The sequence below is a fragment of the Pseudomonas sp. ASL3 genome (assembly GCF_056680425.1).
Map to the genome: position 1 here is coordinate 3,515,753 of NZ_CM155281.1, position 24,666 is coordinate 3,540,418.

Annotated in this window: 25 protein-coding genes and 1 other RNA gene; 18 read left to right on the plus strand and 8 right to left on the minus strand. The window is 57.8% G+C overall.

Features of this window, described 5'->3' with window-relative positions:
• The first annotated feature begins 8 nt into the window (after window positions 1–8).
• Both AC1MEE_RS16225 and AC1MEE_RS16230 read left to right on the plus strand, forming a co-directional pair.
• Entirely contained in the window at window positions 9–782 is a 774-nt protein-coding gene (locus AC1MEE_RS16225) for a substrate-binding periplasmic protein (protein ID WP_480410623.1), read from the plus strand.
• A gap of 194 nt (window positions 783–976) precedes the next feature.
• Window positions 977–2,671 carry an acid phosphatase gene (locus AC1MEE_RS16230; protein ID WP_480410624.1) on the plus strand — a complete coding sequence of 565 codons (1,695 nt, stop codon included), beginning with the start codon at window positions 977–979 and terminating at the stop codon, window positions 2,669–2,671.
• Between the two features lie 31 nt (window positions 2,672–2,702).
• Here AC1MEE_RS16230 and AC1MEE_RS16235 read toward each other — a convergent pair whose 3' ends face one another.
• Together AC1MEE_RS16235 and AC1MEE_RS16240 are read right to left on the minus strand one after the other, a co-directional pair.
• Window positions 2,703–2,942, minus strand: coding sequence for a DUF2789 domain-containing protein (locus AC1MEE_RS16235; RefSeq protein WP_480410625.1), 240 nt, complete (start codon window positions 2,940–2,942; stop codon window positions 2,703–2,705).
• Between the two features lie 60 nt (window positions 2,943–3,002).
• Window positions 3,003–3,467, minus strand: coding sequence for an aminoacyl-tRNA deacylase (locus AC1MEE_RS16240; RefSeq protein ID WP_480410626.1), 465 nt, complete (start codon window positions 3,465–3,467; stop codon window positions 3,003–3,005).
• A 248-nt stretch (window positions 3,468–3,715) separates the two neighbouring features.
• On the opposite strand from AC1MEE_RS16240, the gene AC1MEE_RS16245 reads away from it, so the two are divergent.
• The 3 genes from AC1MEE_RS16245 to AC1MEE_RS16255 all read left to right on the plus strand — a co-directional run bounded on the left by AC1MEE_RS16245 (window position 3,716) and on the right by AC1MEE_RS16255 (window position 5,871).
• Entirely contained in the window at window positions 3,716–4,615 is a 900-nt protein-coding gene (locus AC1MEE_RS16245; protein ID WP_480410627.1) for a DUF2167 domain-containing protein, read from the plus strand.
• Window positions 4,616–4,751: 136 nt separating this feature from the next.
• Window positions 4,752–5,264, plus strand: coding sequence for an N-acetylmuramoyl-L-alanine amidase (locus AC1MEE_RS16250; RefSeq protein WP_480410628.1), 513 nt, complete (start codon window positions 4,752–4,754; stop codon window positions 5,262–5,264).
• A gap of 424 nt (window positions 5,265–5,688) precedes the next feature.
• Window positions 5,689–5,871, plus strand: a complete 183-nt coding sequence (locus tag AC1MEE_RS16255; RefSeq protein ID WP_480410629.1) for a helix-turn-helix domain-containing protein — start codon at window positions 5,689–5,691, stop codon at window positions 5,869–5,871.
• A 20-nt stretch (window positions 5,872–5,891) separates the two neighbouring features.
• Here the strand turns inward: AC1MEE_RS16255 and AC1MEE_RS16260 are convergent, their stop codons facing one another.
• Window positions 5,892–6,683 (minus strand): SDR family NAD(P)-dependent oxidoreductase, encoded by a 792-nt coding sequence (locus AC1MEE_RS16260; RefSeq protein ID WP_480410630.1) that lies wholly within the window; start codon window positions 6,681–6,683, stop codon window positions 5,892–5,894.
• A 233-nt stretch (window positions 6,684–6,916) separates the two neighbouring features.
• Between AC1MEE_RS16260 and AC1MEE_RS16265 the strand changes: the two genes are divergently transcribed.
• Complete coding sequence (locus AC1MEE_RS16265; RefSeq protein WP_480410631.1) at window positions 6,917–7,804, plus strand: LysR family transcriptional regulator; 888 nt, start codon at window positions 6,917–6,919, stop codon at window positions 7,802–7,804.
• A 288-nt stretch (window positions 7,805–8,092) separates the two neighbouring features.
• On the plus strand, window positions 8,093–9,217 hold the full coding sequence (locus AC1MEE_RS16270) for a response regulator (protein ID WP_480410632.1): 1,125 nt from the start codon (window positions 8,093–8,095) through the stop codon (window positions 9,215–9,217).
• A 119-nt stretch (window positions 9,218–9,336) separates the two neighbouring features.
• On the opposite strand, the gene AC1MEE_RS16275 is transcribed toward AC1MEE_RS16270, so the two are convergent.
• Window positions 9,337–10,002: a TetR/AcrR family transcriptional regulator gene (locus AC1MEE_RS16275; protein ID WP_480410633.1), complete on the minus strand. Its 666-nt coding sequence runs from the start codon at window positions 10,000–10,002 to the stop codon at window positions 9,337–9,339.
• Window positions 10,003–10,106: 104 nt separating this feature from the next.
• Here AC1MEE_RS16275 and AC1MEE_RS16280 point away from each other — a divergent pair, with 104 nt between their 5' ends.
• From AC1MEE_RS16280 to AC1MEE_RS16320, 9 genes are all read left to right on the plus strand, one after another.
• A complete protein-coding gene (locus AC1MEE_RS16280; protein WP_480410634.1) occupies window positions 10,107–11,027 on the plus strand; it encodes an NmrA family NAD(P)-binding protein in 921 nt (306 codons plus the stop codon).
• A gap of 150 nt (window positions 11,028–11,177) precedes the next feature.
• Window positions 11,178–12,119, plus strand: a complete 942-nt coding sequence (locus AC1MEE_RS16285) for a LysR family transcriptional regulator (RefSeq protein ID WP_480410635.1) — start codon at window positions 11,178–11,180, stop codon at window positions 12,117–12,119.
• Window positions 12,120–12,231: 112 nt separating this feature from the next.
• A complete protein-coding gene (locus AC1MEE_RS16290; RefSeq protein WP_480410636.1) occupies window positions 12,232–12,768 on the plus strand; it encodes a hypothetical protein in 537 nt (178 codons plus the stop codon).
• Between the two features lie 111 nt (window positions 12,769–12,879).
• Window positions 12,880–14,013, plus strand: a complete 1,134-nt coding sequence (locus AC1MEE_RS16295) for a J domain-containing protein (protein WP_480410637.1) — start codon at window positions 12,880–12,882, stop codon at window positions 14,011–14,013.
• A 131-nt stretch (window positions 14,014–14,144) separates the two neighbouring features.
• A complete protein-coding gene (locus tag AC1MEE_RS16300; RefSeq protein ID WP_480410638.1) occupies window positions 14,145–14,513 on the plus strand; it encodes a DUF2946 family protein in 369 nt (122 codons plus the stop codon).
• Between the two features lie 84 nt (window positions 14,514–14,597).
• On the plus strand, window positions 14,598–15,608 hold the full coding sequence (locus AC1MEE_RS16305) for a TonB-dependent receptor (protein ID WP_480410639.1): 1,011 nt from the start codon (window positions 14,598–14,600) through the stop codon (window positions 15,606–15,608).
• A 169-nt stretch (window positions 15,609–15,777) separates the two neighbouring features.
• Complete coding sequence (copC, locus tag AC1MEE_RS16310) at window positions 15,778–16,152, plus strand: copper homeostasis periplasmic binding protein CopC (protein WP_480410640.1); 375 nt, start codon at window positions 15,778–15,780, stop codon at window positions 16,150–16,152.
• 106 nt (window positions 16,153–16,258) lie between these two features.
• A complete protein-coding gene (locus AC1MEE_RS16315) occupies window positions 16,259–16,762 on the plus strand; it encodes a TlpA disulfide reductase family protein (protein ID WP_480410641.1) in 504 nt (167 codons plus the stop codon).
• Between the two features lie 178 nt (window positions 16,763–16,940).
• A complete protein-coding gene (locus AC1MEE_RS16320; RefSeq protein ID WP_480410642.1) occupies window positions 16,941–17,996 on the plus strand; it encodes a HoxN/HupN/NixA family nickel/cobalt transporter in 1,056 nt (351 codons plus the stop codon).
• Between the two features lie 271 nt (window positions 17,997–18,267).
• On the opposite strand, the gene ffs is transcribed toward AC1MEE_RS16320, so the two are convergent.
• Window positions 18,268–18,364: signal recognition particle sRNA small type (gene ffs, locus AC1MEE_RS16325), an RNA gene on the minus strand.
• A gap of 490 nt (window positions 18,365–18,854) precedes the next feature.
• Between ffs and AC1MEE_RS16330 the strand changes: the two genes are divergently transcribed.
• Together AC1MEE_RS16330 and AC1MEE_RS16335 are read left to right on the plus strand one after the other, a co-directional pair.
• On the plus strand, window positions 18,855–19,130 hold the full coding sequence (locus AC1MEE_RS16330; protein ID WP_480410643.1) for a hypothetical protein: 276 nt from the start codon (window positions 18,855–18,857) through the stop codon (window positions 19,128–19,130).
• Between the two features lie 295 nt (window positions 19,131–19,425).
• Complete coding sequence (locus AC1MEE_RS16335) at window positions 19,426–19,917, plus strand: GNAT family N-acetyltransferase (RefSeq protein WP_480410644.1); 492 nt, start codon at window positions 19,426–19,428, stop codon at window positions 19,915–19,917.
• A 7-nt stretch (window positions 19,918–19,924) separates the two neighbouring features.
• Here the strand turns inward: AC1MEE_RS16335 and AC1MEE_RS16340 are convergent, their stop codons facing one another.
• From AC1MEE_RS16340 to zipA, 3 genes are all read right to left on the minus strand, one after another.
• On the minus strand, window positions 19,925–21,091 hold the full coding sequence (locus AC1MEE_RS16340) for a zinc-binding metallopeptidase family protein (RefSeq protein ID WP_480410645.1): 1,167 nt from the start codon (window positions 21,089–21,091) through the stop codon (window positions 19,925–19,927).
• A 159-nt stretch (window positions 21,092–21,250) separates the two neighbouring features.
• On the minus strand, window positions 21,251–23,611 hold the full coding sequence (gene ligA, locus AC1MEE_RS16345; RefSeq protein ID WP_480410646.1) for an NAD-dependent DNA ligase LigA: 2,361 nt from the start codon (window positions 23,609–23,611) through the stop codon (window positions 21,251–21,253).
• Between the two features lie 157 nt (window positions 23,612–23,768).
• Window positions 23,769–24,623 carry a cell division protein ZipA gene (gene zipA / locus AC1MEE_RS16350; RefSeq protein WP_480410647.1) on the minus strand — a complete coding sequence of 285 codons (855 nt, stop codon included), beginning with the start codon at window positions 24,621–24,623 and terminating at the stop codon, window positions 23,769–23,771.
• Window positions 24,624–24,666: the final 43 nt, after the last annotated feature.

The window sequence follows — 24,666 nt, forward strand, 5'->3', positions numbered from 1 at the left end:
GGTACCGAATGCGGCTGCTACTGAGCGCTTTGTTGCTACTGACCTGTTCCAGCTTCGCTGCTGAGGCGCCATTGCGCTTTTCGGTCGCCGACAGCTGGTCAATGCCCTTGATACAGACCGACGGCGAAAAGCCCACTGACGGCTTTCTGTTCGACATTATGCAAAGCCTGGCCCGCCAAGTCGGCCGCCCGGCTGAATACCATGTGCTGGCCCGCATGCGCGTGCAGTCCGCCCTGGAACGCGGTGAAGTCGACGTTCGCTGCTACGCCGCGCAGCCCTGGATGGCCAACCTCTCCGGCGACTATCTCTGGAGCCTGCCACTGATGACCCAACGCGATCTACTGATCAGCACCGCCGATAACGCCATCCCGATCCGCGCCGATCAGCTCAATAATCAGAGCATCGGCACCGTGTTGGGGTATACCTACCCGCACCTGCAAAACCTGTTTGACAACCACCAATTGCAACGCGAAGACGCCCGCAGCCAGGAGCAAGTCCTGCAAAAGCTGGTTGCCGGTCGCTACCACTACGTGGTGACCAACCAATGGGCACTGAGCTGGTTCAACCGCCATCTTCCTCCGGATAAACAATTGCGCGGCGTCTCCGTGATCGAAGAACAAGCGGTGGGCTGCGTCGTGCGCAATGACCCAAACCTGCCGGTGCAGAAGATTCTGCGCACCTTGCTGAACATGAAAATGTCGGGGGAGATTGAGCAAATCATTGAGCGCTATGGCGCAGAGGCGCAGTTGCCCAGCGGGCAGAGTTCGCCTGCGGGCCGCTAATGCCTAGGGTCTGTTGACGTTTGGTGACGACCGCCACCAAACGTCAACAGACCCTAGTGGTTTTGAGCAAGGCCTCCCGCCCTTTCACCGCTTAAAAACCTCACAACCAAGCTGTAGCATTACCGTCACATTCACTGGCTACCCTCCTCCAAAATCATTTGTTACGACTTCAGCCACGCAAGCAAGGAACCGCCATGAGTGACAAAGAAGACGACGCATCGCACCCACTTGCTGACGATAATCTTCCCGATGCTGGCAGACGACACTTCCTCGGCGGCATCGCGGCGCTTGGCGTGGGTGCAACCCTCAGCGCTTACGTGTCCGGTGACGAACTGCCGTCGACGCCCGACGACAAGCCTTTAACCGGTGCCGCGCTGGATCAGGCCCTGCGCGACAAGGTGAAAACGGTGGTGGTGATCTACGCCGAAAACCGTAGTTTCAACAACTTGTTCGGCAACTTCCCCGGTGTCGAAAAACCGCTGGCGGCGCTCACTTCGGAACACTATCAACAGCGCGACCGCGACGGCAGCCTGCTGGAAACCCTGCCTCCGGTGTGGGGCGGTGTATTGCAGACAGGGCCGCAAACCGTGGACGGCGTGACCTACCCCGCCGAAACCCAATTTCAAGAACACCTGATCAACGCGCCTTACGCCCTCGAAGGCCCCAATGGCGAAGACCTGCCTCTGGGACTGGTCACCCGCGATCTGTGGCACGTGTTTTATCAAAACCAGATGCAGATCAACGGCGGTAAAAACGACAGCTTCGTCGCCTGGGCGGATTCGGGCGGCCTGACCATGGGCCACTACCCGCAAACCCAATACTCTTTGCGCCTGTGGGATGTGGCGACCGACTTCGTGCTGTGTGACAACTTCTTTCAGGGCGCTTTCGGCGGCTCGTTCCTCAATCACCAATATCTGGTGTCCGCCACTGTGCCGTTTTACCCGGACGCCGCCAACTCACCGGCCAAACAGCAAATCGCCACGCTCCAGAGCGACAACCCGCACGATACGCGGCTCAAGCCCCTGGAAAAATCCCCCGCCAGCGCCATGACCGGCCCACCGCAATTCGGCCCCAGCGCCTTGACGCCTGACGGTTATGCCGTCAACACCATGGCCCCGCCATACTGGCCGACCTGGCTGCGCGACCCTGCCCGCCCGGACTATTCGAAACCGGATCTGCCCAACGTGCTGGTGCCGCAGACCCACGACCACATCGGCGACAAGCTGTCGAAGAAGAACATCGATTGGGCGTGGTACGCCGGCGGGTGGCAGGCCACCATCGACCAATTCAAAGACTCCGCCGGCATCCCGAAAATCCCCAATTTTCAATACCACCACCAGCCGTTCAACTACTTCAAAAAACTAGGCCCGGAAAACCCCGCCGAACGCAGCAAACGCCTGCGCGACGGTGGTTTGGGTGATGAGTCCAGCACCAACAAATTCTTCGCCGACGCCGAAGCCGGAAAGCTACCCGCCGTCACGTTCTACAAACCCCAAGGCAACTTGAACATGCACGCCGGTTACGCCGACGTTGCCTCAGGCGATCGCCACATCACCCGCGCCATCAAAGTCCTGCGCAACAGTCCGCAATGGGAAAACATGGTCATCGTCATCGCCGTCGACGAAAACGGCGGCTGGTGGGACCACGTCGCCCCGCCCAAAGGCGACCGCTGGGGTCCCGGTACACGCATCCCGGCACTGGTCGTCTCGCCCTTCGCGCGCAAAGGGACTGTTGACCACACCACGTATGACACGGCGTCGATATTGCGCTTGATTACGAGGGTATTTGGGCTGGAGAAGCTGGATGGGTTGAAAGAACGGGATGAAGAAATGCTGACCCGAGGGCAGGAGCCGATGGGGGATTTGACCAAGGCGTTGCGGTTTTTATAGGGCAACGCTTGAGACGAACGAACGGCAGTGTTTAGCGCTTCGTTCGCAGCATCAGGCTGAGTTGATCGATCACCTCGGCCCAGTCGGCGTCTTCGAGAATTTCCTCGCGCAGGAACGCGGCCTGTGCGGGCGTCCAGAAAAAGGCGTCCGCTAATGGCATGCTTGACCTGAGCGGTGAGTGGGTGGATATGAAGGCCTCGATGCCGGCCGGGTCTGCCGCAAGCCCCAGTTGTCGGAACAGAGACGGCAGGCTATGCACAGGTGATTCCATGGGTTACTCCTTGGCCCAGGTTGGGCGCAAGCGGCCACAACCTGGTGCAGTGATTGACGCTTATGAATGACTGACCTCACGCACTTCGGCGTGCGGCACCAGCTTCAGGTATTGGTCCATGCTCATGTGGACCAGATAGTGATGATTACCGGCTTCCAGATAAACTTCGCTTTGGCGGGTCAGCATCGGATCGATGAGCATTTTCATTCCGTATGCGTCACCCAAAGCTGGAATGGCGCCCCGCTCACAGTCGCCGAACAAGTGCGGCAAGCCACTTTCGCGGGTGAGTTGCCAATTCCCGTCGGTTGGTATTTTACTCATGTCCAGATGCCGATTGGCGGGGAGCACGGCCATCATGTAATGCCCGTGCCGGTCATCGAGGATCACCGATTTGGCCAGGCGCTCTGCCGGAACGCTGGCCACCCGAGCGGACTCCAGGCTCGTCGAGGAATGCGGGTGGGCCACGATATCGTAATCGCAATGCGCCTGCTCAAGGCTACGTTGTACTGTTTTTGCCATACGCATGATGCACCTCCACGCCCTGCTCAGAGCAACAGGGCAAACGCGTTCAAATTCCAATACTCAACTGAAGTTTAGGCAGCGCACAGCGTGGCAGGGGGCGGGCCGCTGTAACAGTTACAGCTATGCAGCGGCGTAGATAGTCGAGAATAACCTAACCACGGTCTTGTGCTCGGTCATGGCGACTACTAGTGATCCCCTGGCCGCTTCGGATAAGCTGCCAGCCAAATTAATTCAAAATGTAAGGGACTACGATGAAACGCCTACGCTTCTTACTGGCGGCCATCGTGCTGTGTGCCGCAAACACTCATGCCGATGCTGCAACCACCCCCGCGCCCAGCGATGCCGATACGCCCCGGCAGACCGCCGAACAGTTTCTGGCGACCTTGAAGCCGCAACACGGCAACATCGACCTGCCCGGCGGCATTGCCAGCCTCAACCTCAACGACGACTTCTATTACCTGACGCCGAGCGATACCGAGCGTTTGATCGTCGATGGTTGGGGCAATCCTCCAGGCCACAAGACCCTGGGCATGATCATTCCGCAAGCGACCAGCCCCATGTCACGCGGGGGCTGGGGCGTGCTTGTGAGCTACAAGGACGACGGCCACATCTCGGACGAGGATGCGGCCAAAATCGACTACACCGAACTGCTGAAACAAATGCAGGACGAAGACGCGGAAAACAATAAAGAGCGCCGTAAACAGGGCTATGCAGGCCTGCAATTGCTGGGTTGGGCCGAACCGCCACGCTACGACGAACAGACCCACAAAATGTACTGGGCGCGGGAACTGAAAGCCGACAACGCGGAAGAAAACACCCTCAACTACAGCATCCGCGTACTCGGTCGTCAGGGCGTACTGGAACTCAATGCCGTGGCGTCGATGAGCGACCTGCCGACCATCCAGAGGGAACTGCCCAACGTACTGGAGTTCACTAACTTCACCGACGGCAACCGCTATGCCGATTACGAGCCAGGCACCGACAAACTGGCCAAATACGGGCTTGCTGCTTTGGTTGCCGGCGGGATTGCCAGTAAGGCCGGTCTGTTCGCCAAACTGGGTTTGCTGTTGCTCGCGGCTAAAAAATTCATCGTCGTTGGATTGCTGGTGGTGGCGAGCTTCTTCCGGAAGCTGTTCAACCGCAAGTCGTAGAACGTGATGAAGTAGCGGTAACTTGCCGTCCGTTGCAGAGCATCGGGAAGATGTTCTGTAACGGTCACGACGTTGACGCGAGAGGCGTCCTGGTATTTCTTGCAAGGCTCCTACACCTTGCAAGGAAGCAAGATCGATGACCGAAAAACAATCGACAGAAACCTCCTCTCCACACCTCAAAGACCGGGACCGCACCGAACTGATCGTGGTGCATTGTTCCGCCACCGGCCCCCAGGCCGACATCGGTACACGCGAAATCACCCAATGGCACCGCCAGCGCGGTTTCGACACCATCGGCTATCACTATGTCATTCGCAGGAATGGCAATGTTGAAACCGGCCGCCGTGAAACCGAGATCGGCGCCCATGTTGCCGGGCATAACCTCAATTCGATTGGGGTGTGCATGGTCGGTGGCGTGGACGCCAAGGGCAAACCCGAAAACAACTTCAGCACGCAACAGTTCGCGACGCTTGCAACGGTGTTGAGTCAGCTCAAGGCACGCTACCCGAACGCCCGAATTCTCGGCCATCGCGATCTTTCACCGGACCGCAACGGCGATGGAAAAATCACGTCCAACGAATTCATCAAGGCGTGTCCGTCGTTCGATGTGGCCGATTGGCTTTCAAAGCGTTCGTTGGGGGACAACTGATGGCGCTGTTCAGCCAGCTACGCGTCCCGCTGCGAAAGCGTTGGATCAGGCTCAAATATTCCGCAAGTCATGACGCTCTTCTTTGCACGACGGGCCTCTTCGCAGGCAAGCCTGCTCTCATCAAACAACCTGTAAACCATTGGGTTTAAAAGATTATTTTTTGGAATCCGGGATCAACTGTGGGAGCGAATTTATTCGCGAATACGGTCTGTCAGGCGCCCACGATGCTGGATGTGCCGACGCCTTCGCGAATGAATTCGCTCCCACGGGGATTCAGGGTGAACCCAGCACCGTGTTTGCTGCGCGACAGCGCGGCGTCGAAGACAGGGCGGGTTCTCCCACAGTTGATTCGGAATTATCGAAAATAATCATTTAAAACCAATACTTTAAAGGTTGTTTGATAGGAGGCGACGCGACCCAATCGTTGAACGAGCGATGCCAACTCAACGTCACTCAGGATGACCTGGCCATGATGCTGGGTATCACCCGGCAAACACTTGCGCTGGAACTCAAGGCAATGGCGGCTTCCGGTGTATTGAAATTACGATATGGGCAAGTGCAGATCGAATCGCTGCCGAAATTAAAGGCGATGGAATCGCAATTGTGAACGGCCAGTAAAGAAACAACTCAATGAAGACCCATGCCACGCGACGCAGCGGCGGCGGCGCGAACCGCAAGCCCGCGCGAAATGATACGGGGCAGCCATGAGGTGATGCGCACTCTGGACCGCCCCGGATACACCACACGCTGCTGGCGGTCAAAAGCTTCAAGTGTCCTGCTGACGACGACCTCTGCCGTGTCCATTTTAATCGATGGCTGGCTGGCCGATGTTGCAGCGAAGAATTGGGTCGTCGTGGGCCCGGGACAGGTCGCCATCACATGGACATTGCTCGGCGACAGTTCATAGCCCAGTGCCTCGGTGAAATGCAGCACGAATGCCTTGCTCGCTGCGTAGGTTGCCATGTACGGAATGGGCTGAAAGGACGCATTCGAGGCCACGTTGATAATGCCGCCCTTTCTCCGAGCAACCATCGCCGCACCCAGCGTGTGCGAGAGACCCACCAAGGCCTGGATATTCACCTGGACCTGGTCCTCCTCCCGGGCCAGTGGGTGCGATAGAAAGTCGCCGGTGAGTCCGAACCCGGCGTTGTTGACAAGCAGGTCCACCTCGATGTGCTGCCGCTGAAGCTCTTCGCTGATACGCGTCGCGGCATCGCGCTCGGCCAGATCGGCCGCCAACACGATGGCCTGGACGCCATACTGATCGTTAAGTCGTTTCGCCAGAGCATTCAACGCATCGAATGAACGTGCTACGAGAACGAGGTTGGTACCCCGTGCGGCGAGCGCTTCGGCGAAGGCTTCGCCAAGCCCCATGGACGCTCCAGTGACGAGAGCAAAGGCATTGCAATAGGTAAACATGATGCAGACCTTTGTAGTAGATGTGTGCGGACGAGCCGGTCAAATCCAGGTGATTTGGCCGAGTGTCAGTGCGTTATCCAACCTCGACTCAAGGTGAACGATGCACGCGAGGACTACGAGGCTCGGCGTAATCGATCAGAGGTTTACTGATCGGACGCGGACAGTGTTGCCTATTGCCTTTGACGTGAGAATATGGCTGTCAGTAGATAGATTATCTAATTGGGGTTGATAATATGCTGAACGATCTCAACGAGCTTCGCACCTTTCAGCGGATTCTGGTGTGCGGCAGCCTGTCAGCGGCCGCGCGCGATTTAGGCGTGGGACTCGCCGTGGTCAGCAAGCGGCTCATGGCCCTGGAACGGCGGGCCGGACAGCGGCTGATCAATCGGACCACGCGCACACTGTCCGCGACCGACGAGGGACTTGCCCTCGCTGCTCATGTCGATCGCATACTTGAGGAGTTGGACGCTGCGGAGTCACGAATGAGCGTAGGCGGTGAAGAGCCGTTCGGCCTGCTGCGGGTCAGCTCGCCCGTTTCGTTCGGGGGCATTCACCTGGTACCGCTGGTGACTGAACTGGTCGAGCGCTATCCGAAGCTTGATATCGAACTCAGACTCGACGACCGGCTTGTCGATTTGACCCATGAGCGGATTGATGTCGCGGTGCGCATTGGCCAACCGCGAGACAGCAGCGCCATCCTGCGCAAGCTTGCTGACAATCACCGAATCCTGCTTGCCGCACCCGCGTATCTCGAACGTCACGGCGAGCCCGAATGCGTCCGCGACCTTGATCGTCATTGGTGTCTGCGCTACGACGATCGCTCCCTGCCATGGCACCTGGAGGGTCCGCAAAACGAGGCCATCGATTTTCAGCCGCGCTCCCGGCTTCAGGCCAATAGCGGCGATGCCGTGCGGGACTGGGCGATCGGCGGCCACGGCGTGATGCTCAAATCCAGGGTCGACGTTGCGGCCGATCTTGCCGCTGGCCGCCTGATACATATCCTGCGCGACTGGCACAGTGCGCCCGCCCCCATCTACGCACTGCTCCCTTCCAGACGCCATATTCCGACCAAGACCAGGACCTTTCTCGAAGCGATCAGCACCCGACTCGCAGACCTTTGATCGCGGAGTGACGCCCCTGTTGCCACCGCTAGTTCTGCCGCGGCTTCGAGTCGAGAGCCTGCCGTTGATTGGGTTGATTTGATTTCTGGGCTTCGATTTTTTTTGGCTACACTGTTTCCAGCAGCAAATAGGGCTCTATCGGGACGACTCCGATCACCTTTCTCTTTGCTCCCTATAAGGAAATGCTACGTCGGTACTGTATGGCCTGGCTCTCACACCGGTTCTTACACCAGCTCTTACAAGTAGTTACGTTGCGAAGTTGAGCATCCAACCAGTGAAGGTTGCCGTATGAGAGTGATGATTCTGGATGATGATCCGTGGATAGCGGATCTTTTGAAACAACTCGTGTTAAGCATCCGCCCGACGGCTCAGGTTGATTGCTTTGGCGAGGTATATAGCGCTCTCGAAGCCTGGCAAAAAAACACCTATCGGCTAGTCGTGGCCGACTGGAATCTACCCGATGCTTCCGGTGTGAGTTTGTTGCAGATCATTCGCAAGACGGACCACAACATCCCTCTGGTGATGATCACCGGCCGCGCTGACCGTGAAAGCGTACTGGCCGTACGGTCATTGGGTGTCTCTGCGTTTTTCTCTAAGCCGTTTCAAATACCGCGCGTTGTGCAATGCCTGGAGACGCTCCTCCCCACTGAGCAGCCCTATCGAACCGCCACCACCCTTAATCAGGATTTGGTTACGTACCTCAATGGCCTGGCAGCGAGTGAGCTGACGTTGCCCTTGCTCGCTGAGGTAAAAGAAAAACTCCATCTAGGTTATGAGGGGAGTCAGCTGGACTTCCGTGAACTCGCCGGTGATTGGCAGCACGACCCGGCGCTCTGTTTGCAACTGATTGCGGCAGCAAACAGCTCAGCCTATCTCTTGAATGGCCCGCCTTGTTCCAGCCTGAATGAGGCCCTGAACAGATTGGGAGGCCCTACGAGTGTGAACCTGGCCACGACCTTGGCCCTGCGGCAGGCCTATGACCTCACCAACACGTTGCTACTGATCTACGCGCAGACTCTTTTAGATGAAGCTGAGCGTTTATCTAAAAGAGCAGTTTCCCTGGCCCGGCAATGCGGCCTGGAGCCTGCCTCGCTACATAGCGCCGCGCTACTGCACCGGATAGGCGAGCTATGCGTGCTCTACCACGTACAGGGGTGGGAGAACCAAGGAAACATCATCGAGGATGAGGCCTTAATGCATGTCATACATGATTTCTCGGGGCCTTTTGCGATTTCTTTGAAAGCAACGTTGGGGCTACCCATGGCGTTGCGCGAAGTGATCGGTGCCGCCTATATATTGCCTGCCGTGCGGGTACGACGCGAACAGTTGGTCATGCGACTTGCCGCAGCGACCAACAATGGTGAGCCTGCCGCAAATCTGGAAAGACTTAGACGATTAGCAGGCTTGGCGTGAGAGCCTATGCATCCTGACCGCCCCAATGTAAGCGTCATCTGTTCTGGCCGGACTTGCCATTTCCTCCTGCACGTTCCCAACCTGGATTTCGTCGTTGAGGGTGGACTCGTGACCACGCTCTAGAAGCTCCCAGCCTTGAGCAGGATCAACATCCTGGCGGCGGCCTCCTCAGCCCGGCGAGAGATTTCTTCCTCGTCCGGCAGACGACAACCGTGCAGGGCATCGTCGAACACACCCGCCCGCAGAAGAGCCATGAAAGTCGCCGCTGCGCCGTCCTTGTCGTCGACGTTCCACGTCAAGGTTGGCAGCCAACGGTCGAGGTAGCGAACGAACAAGGCCTTTTGCTGCCCGATTACCTCCTCTTGGTACCTATGCCCGAGCTCAGGAAAACGAAGACCATCACGAGCCACCACGCGATAGAGCGCCAGCTGCTCCTCGGAAAGGGCGTGTTGCAGGTATTCCTGCCCCGCGAGGGGTAGTCCAATAGGCGGAGGCTCGGCGAACCAGCCCGGCTCTTCAAGGGAATCCTGTTGCGCGAGGTCGGCCGGCTCCTGCCCCGAGGGGGAGCACGCCGCTTTCATCACTGCGGTGAAAAGATCGTCCTTGTTCTCGAAATGACGATAGAGCGTCTTGATCGACACACCCGCATCGGCTGCGATGCGATTGACCGAACTTTCGCCATACCCGGTGTTGAGGAAAGCCCGTCGCGCCGCCTCGACGATGACCGCACGTTTGCGGGTCATCAGCGCAGCTTTTGGATCGTCGTCCAGCCAGGTTTTCGCCATTGTCGTTCATTTCCACAAATTGTCTGACTTGACATCTTACACGACAGCGATCACTGTCGCATAAAACGACAGCGACCGCTGTCGTATGCATAAAGGTGATCCAAATGGTTAAGGGCAATAGAAAGTATCGGGTGCTGGTGCTAGGTGCGACCGGGCTGACGGGCGGCGCCATCGCGGCGGATCTGGACAACAGGACGGCAGACATCGAGGTCGTGCGCGCGGCCCGAAGCAAGGAACAAGTCGAAGCGTGGAAACGCGAAGGCAAGCAGGCGGTCTATCTCGATCTGGACGATCCACGAACCTTTCCCGCTGCACTGCAGGGTATCGATCGACTGTTCCTGCTGACCGGGTACACGGTCGCCATGCTTCATCAGAGCAAAACGCTCGTGGACGCAGCTGCGGATTCAGGCGTGAGCTTCATCGTTCATCAAGGGATTTTCGGCAACGGGCGGTCGACCGATCCACACTTTGCCTGGCACGAGATGGTGGAACGCTATATCGAAGGCAGCGGCGTCGCATGGTCGCACCTGCATCCGCATTTCTTCATGCAGAACATCCTCACCAACCTGGGGCTCCCGAACGGTCAATTGCGTTGGCCCATCGGCGATAAACGGGTCGGATGGATCGCTGGGGAGGATTTGGCGGCCGTTGCCGCAGCGGTGCTCGCCGAAGGCCCGGCAGCGCATGCCAGCAAGAATTACTTCCTCTCGACCGAAGTGCTCAATGGGGTAGAAGCGGCCACCATTCTGTCCGATGCCCTAGGGCGCCATATTGCGCCCATCGTGATGACGCCGAGCGACGTGATCGCGGCGTTCGCTTCGGGAGCAGTCAAGCCCCCCGCCGGAATGGAAGAGAACTATGCGAAGAGCACGCTCGAATGGGTGCAGCAGAATTTTGATGGCCGGATGGACTATTCCGCCGTTACGACGTCAACCGTGCAGGACCTGTTGGGTCGACCGGGGCTGACACTACGGGAGTGGACGCAGCGACACTCCGAGGCACTGCTGGCTGCGGCCAGTAGCTAACCATCCTTACCATCGCAACAGCACCTGTCGAAAAAGGGACTGATTTAATTTCTACAAAAGAAATAAATCAGTCCCCCTTATCGTATTTCTTTACCTTTGCTTGATAAATACAGCCAACAGCACTTCATTTTATCCATGGCGTAATAAATCATGAAGCGACAGTTCGACGATATTCTGCTGGGCAGCATCGAGTTGTTTTGCCTGGCGGCGGAATCAGGAAGCTTCACCACAGCGGCAGCGGTAGCCGGTGTAACGCCCGCAGCCGTCAGTCGCTCCGTGTCGCGTATGGAGGAGCGCATGGGCGTGCGCCTTTTCACCCGAACCACCCGCAGCGTCAAACTGACGGAAAGTGGTCGAGCGTATTTCGAACAGTGCCGCCAAGCCTTGGCCCAGTTGGTCGAAGCTCAACGTGAAGTGATGGGTAAGCAGCAAACGCCCTCCGGGACCTTGCGGATCAGCGTGCCCACTACCTACGGCCATCACCGCATTTTGCCGTTGTTGCCCGCCTTTCGAGCGCGTTTCCCGGCGGTAAAGGTCGAGGTACACATCAGCAATCGTAACGTCGACTTCATTGAAGAAGGCTACGACATGGCGATCAGGGTTCGGGTCTTGCCCGACTCCGGGTTGATCGCCCGGCACCTGGAAGACGCGCAACTGGTCACGGTAGCAAGTCCTGAATACTTGCAGCGCGCGGGTACGCCGCACACGCTGGATGACTTGCACAACCATGAGTGCATTCAATTCGTGCTGCCCAGCAGCGGTAGACACATCGCTTGGTTGTTCAAGGAAAACGCCAAGGACAAAGAGATTCTTACCGAAGGAGGCTATAGCTGTTCGGACGATGTCCTGGGTGGCGTAACGCTGGCCAAGCACAGCGCAGGCCTCTTTCAAACCTATAAATTCATCGTTGAAAAGGAGTTGGCAGAAGGCTCTTTGATCGAAGTCCTTGAAGCCTTCAACGGAAGGTCCCGGCCGTTTACCTTGCTCTACCCTGGCGGACGCCATACCCCTTTGCGACTCAGGGCCTTTGTCGACTTCCTGATGGAGTTCCGGGCGCAATGGAACGTACCCGGGAGCGATCCGCGGACCTGACAGCGCACCCACCATAAGTCGAATAAGACCTTCGCCACACAAGGCCTCGCCTAGACTGATGTGATCAAGCGCCGATGGCCGGCTCGCTTACCCATGAGAAGTCACTACCGCCATGACCGACCCGCTACGCGTATCAACACTTGAGGCTGCGCACAGGCAACTGAACCTTGCCATTCGCTTGCTGTTCGCCGGTGCCGATCCGGTTGCGGTGCACACCCTCGTGGGTGCAGCGGCGACTATTCTCAAGAACACCTTGGCCCAAGGAGACAACACCCTCGCGCCTCCCGAGTACTTTCGGATGATGCACAAGGCGCACAACCTGTTCAAACAGGCCGGCATCGACCACACACTGTTCGAACTCGACCCCAGCGACACCGAGTCGCTGGCATTTTGGGCGGTCACCAATGCCAGCGAATTGGGGCCTCTGTCTTTGGAAGAACAGCTCTATCAACGCTGGTACCTCGCCACACACCCCACGCTGGAAGATGAATACCCATCGTTAGTTGGCGATTCGCTGCAAGCATTCGGCGATCTGCACTCGAAGTCTCGAATAGAGCAGTTGCGGGCCGGCGCGCAGGGGCTGGCCGAATTCGATGCCAGCGGGCCGTCGGATTCGATCCACTGGAAGGCTCAAGGAGACTACAAATGATGGGGGGGCAACTGAGCTGACGTAAGGGGGTTCCGAATCGCTTCCGCGGCCTATAAAAATACCATTCGCCTCCGTTAATATGGCGTCCTTACTTTTCCCTGAGAGGACTTCATGGCGAATAAATCTCCCCTGCTGAGTATTTCTGCACAGCCCGACAAAGCGCCACCAAGCGCCGGACAAAAGAAATTCAACAGCCTGCTCAAAAAAATCGAGACACAGCGGCAATTACTCGAAGCCTGGCAAACCGCCCTTCCTGCCTACCAGCAACTCTGGAGCACAGATTTCAAACCGCTACTGGATGAATGCCGCCAACACGATATGGACCTGCTGCATTTTCTCGACGATGCCAGCGATCGAATCAAGTTCAGCAAAAAAGACCGCCAGACCCTACAAGAGATCATTTGCGAACTGGTGATGTCCTTGATGGGGGGCGAGCAGGACGCGGCTCTGAAGCTTATCTACGCCAAGCAATCAGGCAGCGATTTCGACACCGTTCTGCGTCAGGAGAAAGAGCTTTTCAGGACGTCGCTGGAGAAAGCATACGGCGTTGAGGTCGGCGATGACGTTGACCTGGACTCTACCGAGGAGATCTCTCAACGAATCCGCGAAAAGCTGGTCGATGCCGCTGAAAAATTGAAACAGAGCCGCAAGCCTCAAAAAAAATCAGCACAAGAAATCCGCCAGGAAGAGGAGCACGCAAAAGGCAGTCAGTCCGTACGCGATATATATCGCAAGCTCGCCAGCGCACTACACCCTGACCGCGAAACCGACATCACCGAACGCGACCGTAAAACGGCACTGATGCAACGAGCCAACCAGGCGTATGCCGACAGCGACCTGCTCGCTCTTTTGCATCTGCAGCTCGAAGTCGAGCAGATCGACCAAAGCCACATCAACAGCCTGCCAGAAGAACGCCTTAAACATTACAACCGGGTATTGGCGAACCAGTTGCAGGAGTTACAGAATGAAATCCAGGACCTGAAGATATCGTTCAATACACAGTTCCTGCTGGAGCCGTTTGAGGACGTCAAGCCCACCAACATGGCACGTAAATGCAAACAAAAGCTCCGTGGGCTACGTGACGATCTCTTGGATATGAAAGAACAACTCATGAGTCTCTCAGACACGAAAACCTTGAAAAGATGGCTCAAAGAACAACAGGAAATAGCGGACTTTAGCGACTGGCTGGATATGGATATGGATATGGACATGGACATGGACATGCCGGAAAGCTTTATGCGATAGCGCGAACGGGGATGACACCCACTGCGCCCTCCGTGTGGCGCAGTGTATTGCCGCCTTACTGTTGAAGCGCTACCATCCGGCCGCTTTTGCCATGTCGGCGAAACGCCAACTCGCGATGCCTGCCCGTATCCATGTACCGCCTGCCCCGCTCATTGCGTCAGCTTGCCATTTGCCTGGCCATGTTCGCAGCCCTGCTGCCAAGCGTGATGCTGTCGCTACCTGCTGCCCATGGGCAGCCGATGGAGATGGGCGAACACTGCAACATGGCCGGACACGTCCAGCCCCCCGGCACCGGCAACCCCGCCGCGCCGGATCAGTATCACGAATGTCATTGCCTGCTGTGCGTCGTGCATGCGGTAGACATCGGCTTACCGCCCAGCATCATCCAGTGGCAGCTATCCGGCCGCGCAGACATAACCCTTGCGCAACCGGTATACAAACCCTACGCCAGTGCAGTCTGGCTGGTCGCGGAGCCACGCGGCCCACCTGCCCTTTCTTGATTTTTTTGCGATGACTCATCATCCCCAGTCTTCTCGGGATGTTTGCCTTTATCCGTTGCAACCGAAACCAGGAATGCCAGCCCCATGGTCATGCCATCACGTCGCCGTACCCTGCGTACCGTATTGCCGCTCGCGGCTTTGTTTCCGCACCTTGCATTGGCTTGCGCCAGCTGCGGCTGCACCCTCAGTTCCGACTGGGATAACCTTGGCATCAGCAGCTCATCCGGTCTGAAGCTGGATCTGCGCTACGACTACCTGAATCAGAATCAGCTCCGGAGCGGCACCAGTACCATTTCCCCCGCCGCTGCCAGTCAGATTTCCAACAACGGCAATGCGCAGGAAGTGGAGAAGTACACGCGCAATGATTATCTGACACTAGGTCTGGATTACAGCTTCAATCCGAGCTGGGGCGTGGATCTGCAAGTGCCTTATATTTTTCGCAGCCATAGCACGCTGGGAACGGCGTCGGACGGCGTCACGCCGGGCGATGGCGGCGGTCAGTATGGCTCCAGGACGTCCAGCCTGGGCGATGTCAAGATCATCGGCCGTTACCAGGGGTTTACGCCACAACATAACTTCGGCGTCTTGTTTGGCGTCAAACTGCCCACCGGCAGCCACGACGATACCGCACAGTCCACCGACCCTACCGCCCCAGGCCCGGTGGCGATCGATCGCGGTCTGCAACCCGGCTCCGGCACCACCGATGGCATCCTCGGTGTCTATTACATGGATACGCTCAACAAGAACTGGGATTACTTCGCCCAGGGCTTGGTGCAGAAAGCTCTGAATTCAAGCGATCACTATCGCCCCGGCGACGGCGTCAATCTGAATGTGGGCCTGCGTTATATGAGCAACGCCTACGTCATGCCGCAAATCCAGTTGAACGTGCGACACGTTGAACGCGATGAAGGCGCCAATGCTGACACCATCAGTACCGGTGGAACGCTGGCCTACCTCAGTCCAGGCGTGACGGTACCGCTCGGTAAAAAGGTCTCGCTGTACAGTTTCGTGCAGGTGCCGGTGTATCAAAACGTCAACGGCGTGCAGCTTGCTCCGCGCTATACGGCAACCATGGGGGCTCGCTACGCGTTCTAGTTCGCAGGCTGTCGGCGGTTCGCCGCCGACTTTCACCGGGTGACGGGTGAACACACCCTCCCGGTACTACCCTGAGCTTCTGATTCGAGACAAGGCGCATACAGCCGTGAACGGTCTCGAAAATGCCGAGTTGGTACACCACATATCCCACTGCCGAAGGTACTTGAAGATGTCTGCTCATTTCACCAAGAAAGCCTTGACTGCTGTAGCCCTGATTGCCTCTCTCGCGTCGATCAGCAATGCCTTTGCCCATGCTCACCTGAAAAGCGAAATACCTGCCGCCGACAGCAGCGTTACCGGGCCCAAAGAGCTGCGTTTGAACTTCTCCGAAGGCGTCGAAGCAAAGTTCACGAAAGTGACCATCACTGACGACGGGAAACCGGTTGCCATCAAAGGTATCGACACGGATCCGAACGACAAGAAACTGTTGATCGTTACCCCAGAACAGCCATTGAAGCCAGGATCGTACAAAGTCGAGTGGCATGCCGTTTCAGTCGACACCCACAAGAGCGAAGGCAGCTACACGTTCAAGATCACGGACTGATGATGTCGGGCGTCGGTGACATTCCCCGACGCCTCGTCACTGTATTTTGATTATCGGAAACCGACTGAGCCTGTTGTGCTGAGCCAATGAAGCCGAGGAAAACCTGATGTCCGCAAAAAGACTACTGCCATTGTTCGCGTTCTGTTGCAGCCTGGTTTGTCTGCCCGCATGGGCTATTGATGTAGGCGAGCACGCTCCGAACCTGACGGCAAAAACGCTAAATGGAGAGACGTTTGATTTGCAGAAACAGGCTGGTCAGGTGGTGATCGTGAATTTCTGGGCGTCTTGGTGCGAGCCGTGTCGTGAAGAAATGCCAGCTATGGAAACCTATTACCAGCAGCACAAAAGCGAAGGGCTAAAGATCATTGCGATCAGCATGGATGAGCCAGAAGACGACGCTATGGTGCACAAAGTCATGGCCCACTACAGCTATCCTGCGGTGTTCCAGCGCGACGCAGACTTCAAGGGGTTTGGCCGAATCTGGCGCATGCCGATGACTTACGTCATCGACAGACAAGGTGTGGTGCGCAAGGACGGCAGCGTAGGAGAACCGAAAATCGATCTGCCTTTGCTGGATAAACTCGTGACGCCATTACTGACAGCGCATTGAGTCTCTGCTCAGGTAAACGCATCTGTACGTTACAAAGCGAGAAGCCGGTTCAATCCCGGCACGGTCGCGCCACTGTATCTGGATCGCAGGCTTTGAGCCGAATGAGTCCAGGAGTCAGACCTCGCTTTGTGCTTTCCTCACTCCAAACGGGGCGCGTGTTCCCTAAAGGTAATGTCTGATGATTCTTCGTCTCGCTCAGATTTTCAGCGACTCCAACAACCAGGTACGAGCCAGGCTTTTTGGTATCTACGGCGTATTGATCGGTATTAACGTTCTTGCCTGGGTGTGGGCGCTAGTGGCTTTCCACGACCACCCGATATTGCTCGGCACCGCTCTGCTGGCCTATGGCTTCGGGCTCAGGCATGCGGTAGATGCTGACCATATTGCCGCTATCGACAACGTCACTCGCAAGCTGATGCAGGAAAAGAAACGTCCGGTCACCTTGGGTTTTTACTTCTCCCTCGGCCACTCTGCCGTTGTTGTGCTCGCCTCCATTGGTGTCGCCCTTGCCACCTCAGCGATGGAAGACAACTTTGAGGGCTATAGGGCGATGGGGGGCGTTATCAGTACCTCGGTTTCCGCCTTGTTTCTTTTCGTCATCGCGCTGATGAACCTGATTATTTTGAGGTCGATTTATAAGGCGTGGCGCCACGTCAGGCAGGGTGGAGCTTATGTCGAGGACGACTTTGACATGCTGTTGGCGGACCGTGGTTTTCTCGCAAGGATTTTTCGGCCATTGTTTCGCTTGATTACCCGCAGCTGGCACATGTTTCCCTTGGGCTTCCTGTTCGGATTGGGGTTCGATACCGCCACTGAAATAGCTCTGTTGGGAATCTCCGCTAGCCAGGCCTCCCAAGGATTGTCGCCATGGGCAATCATGGTGTTCCCGGTTCTTTTCAGCGCGGGCATGTCGCTGGTTGACACGCTGGACGGTCATCTGATGTTGGGCGCGTACGGCTGGGCTTATATGAAGCCGATTCGCAAGATCTACTACAACATGACGATCACTCTGGTATCGGTTGTGGTCGCCGTGGTGATCGGAAGTATTGAAGCGCTGGGTCTGATCTCGAACAAGCTGGCCATGCAGGGCCCGGTATGGGATGTGATCGGCAAGCTCAACGATAACTTTGGCATGCTCGGCTACATCATCATCGGTATCTTTATCGCCAGTTGGGCCATTTCGGTGATGTTCTACCGTATACAAGGGTTTGATGCGTTGGAAGTAAAGCGTTGAGTTCGAACAGTAAGTAATGCCTTAGAAATAAGGGACCCCCATTAGCCGGTCCTACGTCAAGACCCAAAGCAAGCCACTTTATGCGGGGCTTGAGGCAAAAAAGACGGAACATTTCCAAAATGTTTTCCGGAAACACCGCAGTTTTGTAGAGGACAAAAACGAACGCACACGAAACCGCGCCATAACCTTCACAGGCAATCCAGCACAGCAAACAATTTTGGGTTTTTCAGAAAAACTCACTGAGGACCAATGAGTTGCGTTATGGAGGCAACCCCACCAGCCACACCCCGGCACACAATGTCACCGCTGCGGCTGCTCCCTTCCAGGCCTGACCGGGTTCACGGTTGATCGTTGCGGGGGGACCGATGGGGTCACCATAACGACGTTCACCTGACGGCGAACGGCGCCATTGTACCGGTCTGGCGATAAGTTACAACCGTTGGTTTGGATTAAAAATCCGAGGAGGCTCAAGCACTTGTGTGGCGGGGGCTGGCGGGTGGATGGGGTTGTCCGGGTTGCATGGATTCCTGTGTGGCGTTTATAGTCCCGCCCGTCGCTGCACATCAGCGATGGGGTGTGGAAGCCCGGGACAAATCTAGATGCACCAGCTCTATATACGAATGCCGACGTGTTCTTGCGTCCGTGCATTGACGTTATGGTGGCTGTGCGCGGGGCACTTTCGGGTGCGCCGGGTTCCTAGATCCCCGGTCTTCCACACCTTCGCACAGCTGCCACCCTTTCATGTGGAAGTGAAATTTGGCAGCTCCATCAATTCTAGGGAGCTTCAACATGTTCAAAATCACACCTAACCCCCCTGCCCGTCTTTCTCTCCTCACTCATGCGTGCGGGAGGTGAAGCATGGATCGGTTTCTGCCTTTAACCAGTAACAATTCTGACCAGCCTGTGCTGCACATCGATACCGAGGCGCCGCTGGATTATCTGTTCGCCTGTGCTGATCGCAAGATCAGGATGGCGCGTTGTCTTTTGGAATGCACCGAGACGGTGGATGACGGCGATCTTCGTCATATGACCAATGTCGCCCGGCTGTTGTTGGTGGACGGCTGTGATGCGTTGAGCGTGGTGGAGAAGCATGTGTTTCGGCGGGTGCAGTCGGGAGGCGTTCCTGGCGGTTGATGCGGCGTGTCAGGTCTGCCGCCTTCGCGAACAAGTTCGCTCCCACCGAAATTGGAGCTAGCCGAAGATTGTGAGCCGACCGCCGATCACTTGTAGGAGCTGCCGAAGGCTGCGATAAGGTCGGGACGACCTTCATGGCGCTCAACCACGACGACCGGTTCCCAGTCGATCGCAGCCTTCGGCAGCTCCTACAGGGGGTATGTGTCCCAAGACATAGAGGCTGCACGGGATGTTGGTCAGCTGGAGACAGACGTGTACCCTGCCGTGACGTGACGCGTCCTTGGAGGGTTCAATCATGCGAACTGAATTGGTCTGTTATGAAGACCTGACGGACGATCAACGCCAGCAGGTGGAGCACATTGAAGTGCTGACCGCGCAGAAGGTGTTTTCCGGGGATATCCACAGTGCGCTGAGTACGCTGTTGGATAGACCTACCCCTGATATCAAAGGATTTGCCTTGCTTGCCGGTGGTGAGCCGGTGGGCTTTTTGCTGCTCAAGCGTGGGCTGGTTTTGCCTCCGTGGGCGGATAAGGATACCGCGACGTTGCATTCGTTGCAGATCGATCATCGGGTGCAGGGGCGTGGTTTGGGGAAAGACTGTTTGCAGGCTCTTCCGGCCATGGTGCGTTTGGTGTGGCCTGATATCGCGCAGTTGATGTTGTCGGTTGATGCGGATAATCAGGCGGCGCGGGGGCTTTATATTGCTCAGGGCTGGGTAGATACAGGTGAAGCGTATCGTGGGCGGATTGGCTATGAGCGGCGGTTGGTGTTGGATTTGAGGGGGTGAGGCTCGCCTACTGCGCCTGCAACACCTCGTCTGCCTTGCCGCCAGCCTGTTGGATGACGAGGTGGATGAAGTGCAATTTGGTGATGACCGCCGGTGACAGGACGAAGGGGTAGAAGTCCGGTTGGCCCATGCTCCGGGACAGTTCGTTGAGCATGCCGGCCAGTTCGATCCAGGCATTGACGAATGAGAGGAAAGCCGGGGCGCCGGGGTGTTGCGGGTCGTAGAGGGTTTCGAAGGGGAATGGCTGGTAGTCGAGGTCCATGTCCCGGGCGCTCATGCCGAAGCCCAGCGCGGTGTCGACCGCGTCCATCATGTGCAGGTAGTGGGCCCAGGTTTCGGCCCAGTCTTCCCACGGGTGCATGGTGGCGTAGGCGCTGACGAAGCCTTGTTGCCAGTCGGCCGGGGCGCCGTTCTGATAGTGGTGCTCAAGAGCATCGGCGTAACTGGCGCGCTCGTCGCCGAACAGGTCGCGAAAACCATCCTGCCAGTCGCTGTTGGCGATCAGGCGATCCCAATAATAGTGGCCCACTTCATGGCGAAAATGCCCGAGCAAGGTGCGATACGGTTCGTGCATCTGCACCCGAATGGTTTCGCGGTGGGCGTCGTCGGCTTCTGCGATGTCGAGGGTGATCAGGCCGTTGGCGTGGCCGGTGGTGGGCAGCTTGCCTTTCAGGTCGATGCCGACGAAATCGAAGGCCAGGCCGGTGTCTTCGTCCTGGTCTTTCGCAATGACCTGCAAACCCAGCGCTATCAATTGCGCAACCAGGCGCCGTTTGGCGGTTTCGACCTTGCACCAGCGGGCGGCGTTTTCCGGGATCGAGAGGTCGGGGATGGTTCGGTTAAGGCTGCACGCAACGCAGAACTCGCCGGTGTTGAGCGCCGGGAACAGCCAGTTGCAGGCGGCGGGTGTGTCGAGGTTGGCGCAGCGCCGGTAAAGCCCCGCCTCGGGCTTGTCGGTCAGGCGCCAGAGGTCGGCCTGCGGCCCCGGCTCCAGAGCGGCCAGCCCGCCCTGCTGCGGCAGGTAGCCCAATGCGGCCGAGCAGGCCAGGCATTGGGTGTTGGCGAAGAAGATCGACTGTCCGCAGTGGCACTGCCAGACCTTGCTGTTGCGCTTGGCCTCCCCCACGAACGGCGCGGCGATGCGGGAGCTGAGTTGTTCGAAGAAGCGGTACATGACGATCTCCTTGTGGCGTGCTTGCAAGACAAATGTAGGAGCTGCCAAAGGCTGCGATAGGCCGGGGTCGCGCTCGACAGGGACGACCTTCATTCGATTCGACAGCGGCGACCGGTTCCCGCTCGATCGCAGCCTTCGGCAGCTCCTACAAGATCGAAATCAGTTCACTTCAATATTGTGCTTCTTCAAAAACACCACAAACGCTTCTTCATCCAGCACTTTCAGGCCCAGTTCGTTGGCTTTGGTCAGTTTCGACCCTGCGCCGGGGCCGGCGACGATGGTGTGGGTTTTCGCTGATACGGAGCCGGAGACTTTGGCGCCGAGGCTTTCGAGTTTTTCCTTGGCGATGTCGCGGCTCATCAGTTCCAGCGAGCCGGTCAGGACCCAGGTTTGCCCGGCCAGTGGCAGGCCTTCGACGACTTTTTTCTCGCTCTGCCAATGCATGCCGAAGTCTTTCAGCTGCGCTTCGATCTGCAGCGCGCGCTCGGCGTGTTCCTTGATGTCGAAGAAGTCACGCACGGCTTTGGCCTGTTTCTCGGCCAGCGCCTGACGCATGTCCAGCCAGTCGGCATCGATGATGCCTTGCAGCGAACCGAACTTATCGGCCAGCTTCTGCGCCGCACCCGGCCCGACCGCAGGAATGTGCAGTTTATCGATCATGCCGCCCAGGGTGGCGCTGGCGGCGAACTCCGCGCCCAGATCGCCCTGATCCTGCAATTCCAGACCGCGTTCCAGCAGTTGTTCGATGACCGTGATGTTGTGGTCATCCTTGAAGAAGCTGTGGATCTCGTAGGCGACTTCCAGGCCGACATCCGGCAAATACGTCAGCACTTCCGGCAGCGCCTGCTTGACGCGCTCAAGCGAGGCCAGCGAACGCGCCAGCACCTTGGCCGTCTCTTCGCCGACATCGGGAATGCCCAAGGCATAGATAAAGCGCGCCAGGGTCGGTCGCTTGCTGTCGAGGATGGCCTTGAGCAGTTTGTTGCTGGAGACCTCGGCAAACCCTTCAAGGTCGACGATTTGCTCGAACTTGAGGGTGTAGAGGTCCGCCGGGGACGCCACCAGCCCTTCATCCACCAGCTGCTCGACGCTCTTGTCGCCCAGCCCTTCGATGTCCATGGCACGACGGGACACGTAGTGGATGATCGCCTGCTTGAGCTGGGCGCCACAGGCCAGCCGTCCGACGCAGCGGTACACCGCGCCTTCGCTGATGGTTTCCTTGCCCTTGCTGCGCTTGATCAGTTGCGTGCGCTCGACGTGGGAACCGCAGACCGGGCAGTTTTCCGGGATCTGCACCGGGCGGGCATTTTCCGGGCGGCGTTCGCTGACGACCTGCACCACTTGTGGAATAACGTCACCGGCACGGCGGATGATCACGGTATCGCCGATCATCAAGCCCAGCCGCGCAACTTCGTCCATGTTGTGCAGGGTGGCATTGGCTACGGTGACGCCTGCGACCTTGACCGGCTTCAGACGCGCGACCGGAGTGACCGCGCCCGTGCGGCCGACCTGGAATTCCACGTCCAGCAGTTCGGTGAGTTCTTCCATGGCCGGGAATTTGTGGGCGATGGCCCAGCGCGGTTCGCGGGCGCGAAAACCCAGTTCGCGCTGGGACGCCAGGTTGTTGACCTTGAACACCACGCCGTCGATTTCATAAGGCAGCGACAGGCGCCGCTCGCCAATGTCGCGGTAGTACTCCAGGCATTCGCCGATGCCGTTGGCCAGTTTCAGCTCGCGGCTGACCGGCATGCCCCACTGCTTGAGCTGTTGCAGGTTGCCAATATGGGTGTCGGCGAACTCTTCCGAGACCTGGCCCAGGCCATAGCAGCAGAATTCCAGCGGACGGTTGGCGGTGATCTTCGAATCCAGCTGACGCAGGCTGCCGGCCGCCGCGTTGCGTGGGTTGGCGAAGGTTTTGCCGCCGACTTCCAGTTGGCTGGCATTGAGCCGTTCGAAGCCGGCTTTGGACATGAACACTTCGCCACGCACCTCCAGCACTTGCGGCCAGCCGCTGCCGTGGAGCTTGAGCGGGATGTTACGCACGGTACGCACGTTGACGCTGATGTCTTCGCCGGTGGTGCCATCGCCACGGGTGGCACCACGGACCAGCGCGCCGTCGCGGTACAACAGGCTGACCGCCAGGCCATCGAGTTTCGGTTCGCAGCTGTACTGCACCTGTGCGCCGTCGCCGAACAGGTCGCCCACTGGCAGGTCCAGACCTTCGACGACACGGCGATCGAATTCGCGCATGTCGTTTTCTTCGAAGGCGTTGCCGAGGCTGAGCATGGGGATTTCGTGACGCACCTGGGTGAACGCCGACAGCGCTGCGCTACCGACCCGCTGAGTCGGCGAGTCCGGGGTCACCAGATGCGGGTTCTCGGCTTCCAGCGCTTTGAGTTCGTGGAACAGGCGATCGTACTCGACGTCTGGGATACTCGGCTCATCGAGGACGTGGTAGCGGTAGTTGTGCTGATCCAGTTCTGCACGCAGTTCCAGGATGCGGGTGTCGGCGGCGGTCATACGTGTGTTCTCTCGAAAAGCAAAAGAGCAGCCGAAGCTGCTCAATGTTGGTTCGGCTTGGTGGGGCCTTTCAGGCCCATCGCAGCCTTCGGCAGCTCCTACAGGAAAATCGCAGCCCCATTGTAGGAGCTGCCGAAGGCTGCGATGCGCGAAGCGCTTAGCGGCGCTGGGTCAATGCGCGACGTTCGAATTCGACGATACGCTGGCGGTAGTGCTCGATGGTTTGCGCGGTCATGACGCTGCGCTGGTCATCTTTCAATTCGCCGTTGAGTTCGTGGGCCAGTTTGCGAGCTGCAGCCACCATGACGTCGAACGCTTGTTTCGGATGACGCGGGCCCGGCAAGCCGAGGAAGAAGCTCACGGCGCGGGTGCTGAAGTGGTCGATGTCATCGAGATCGAACACACCCGGCTTGACCGCGTTGGCCATGGAGAACAGTACTTCACCGTTGCCTGCCATGCTTTCGTGGCGATGGAAAATGTCCATCTCGCCGAAACGCAAACCGCTTTCCAAAATGTTCTGCAACAACGCCGGGCCTTTGAAGCCGCTTTCGTCACGGCAGATCACGCTGATCACCAGCACTTCTTCAACCGGTGGCAGATCTTCGGTACGGCGCGCCGTATCGTCTGAACGTCGACCTGCCTTGTTCTCGTCCGGGAAATCGTCATCACGACCGGTGAACAGGCTTGGCCCGTCCAGATCGAGGCTGAGATTAAGATCGCCCTGATGCGGCTCGTCCTTGCGTTTGCGCTTGGCATCACGCGGGGCAATGTTCACCGACGGCAGGTCGTGCTCGTCCAGTTGCGGCTCTTTCTGGTTATCCAGCACGCGCGGCGGCCCCAGCACTTCGGCGGAGGTGTGCTCCTCGTCATCCGGCACGTTTGAGAAACTTCGGTCCAGCCTGAATTTCAATTTTCCTTTGCCGCCGCGCATCCGGCGCCAGCCATCAAAAAGAATACCGGCAATGACAATAATGCCGATGACGATCAGCCACTCGCGCAGACCGATTTCCATGTAATCCAGTGCCTCTAATAAAAATGCTGAAAAATAAGGGCCG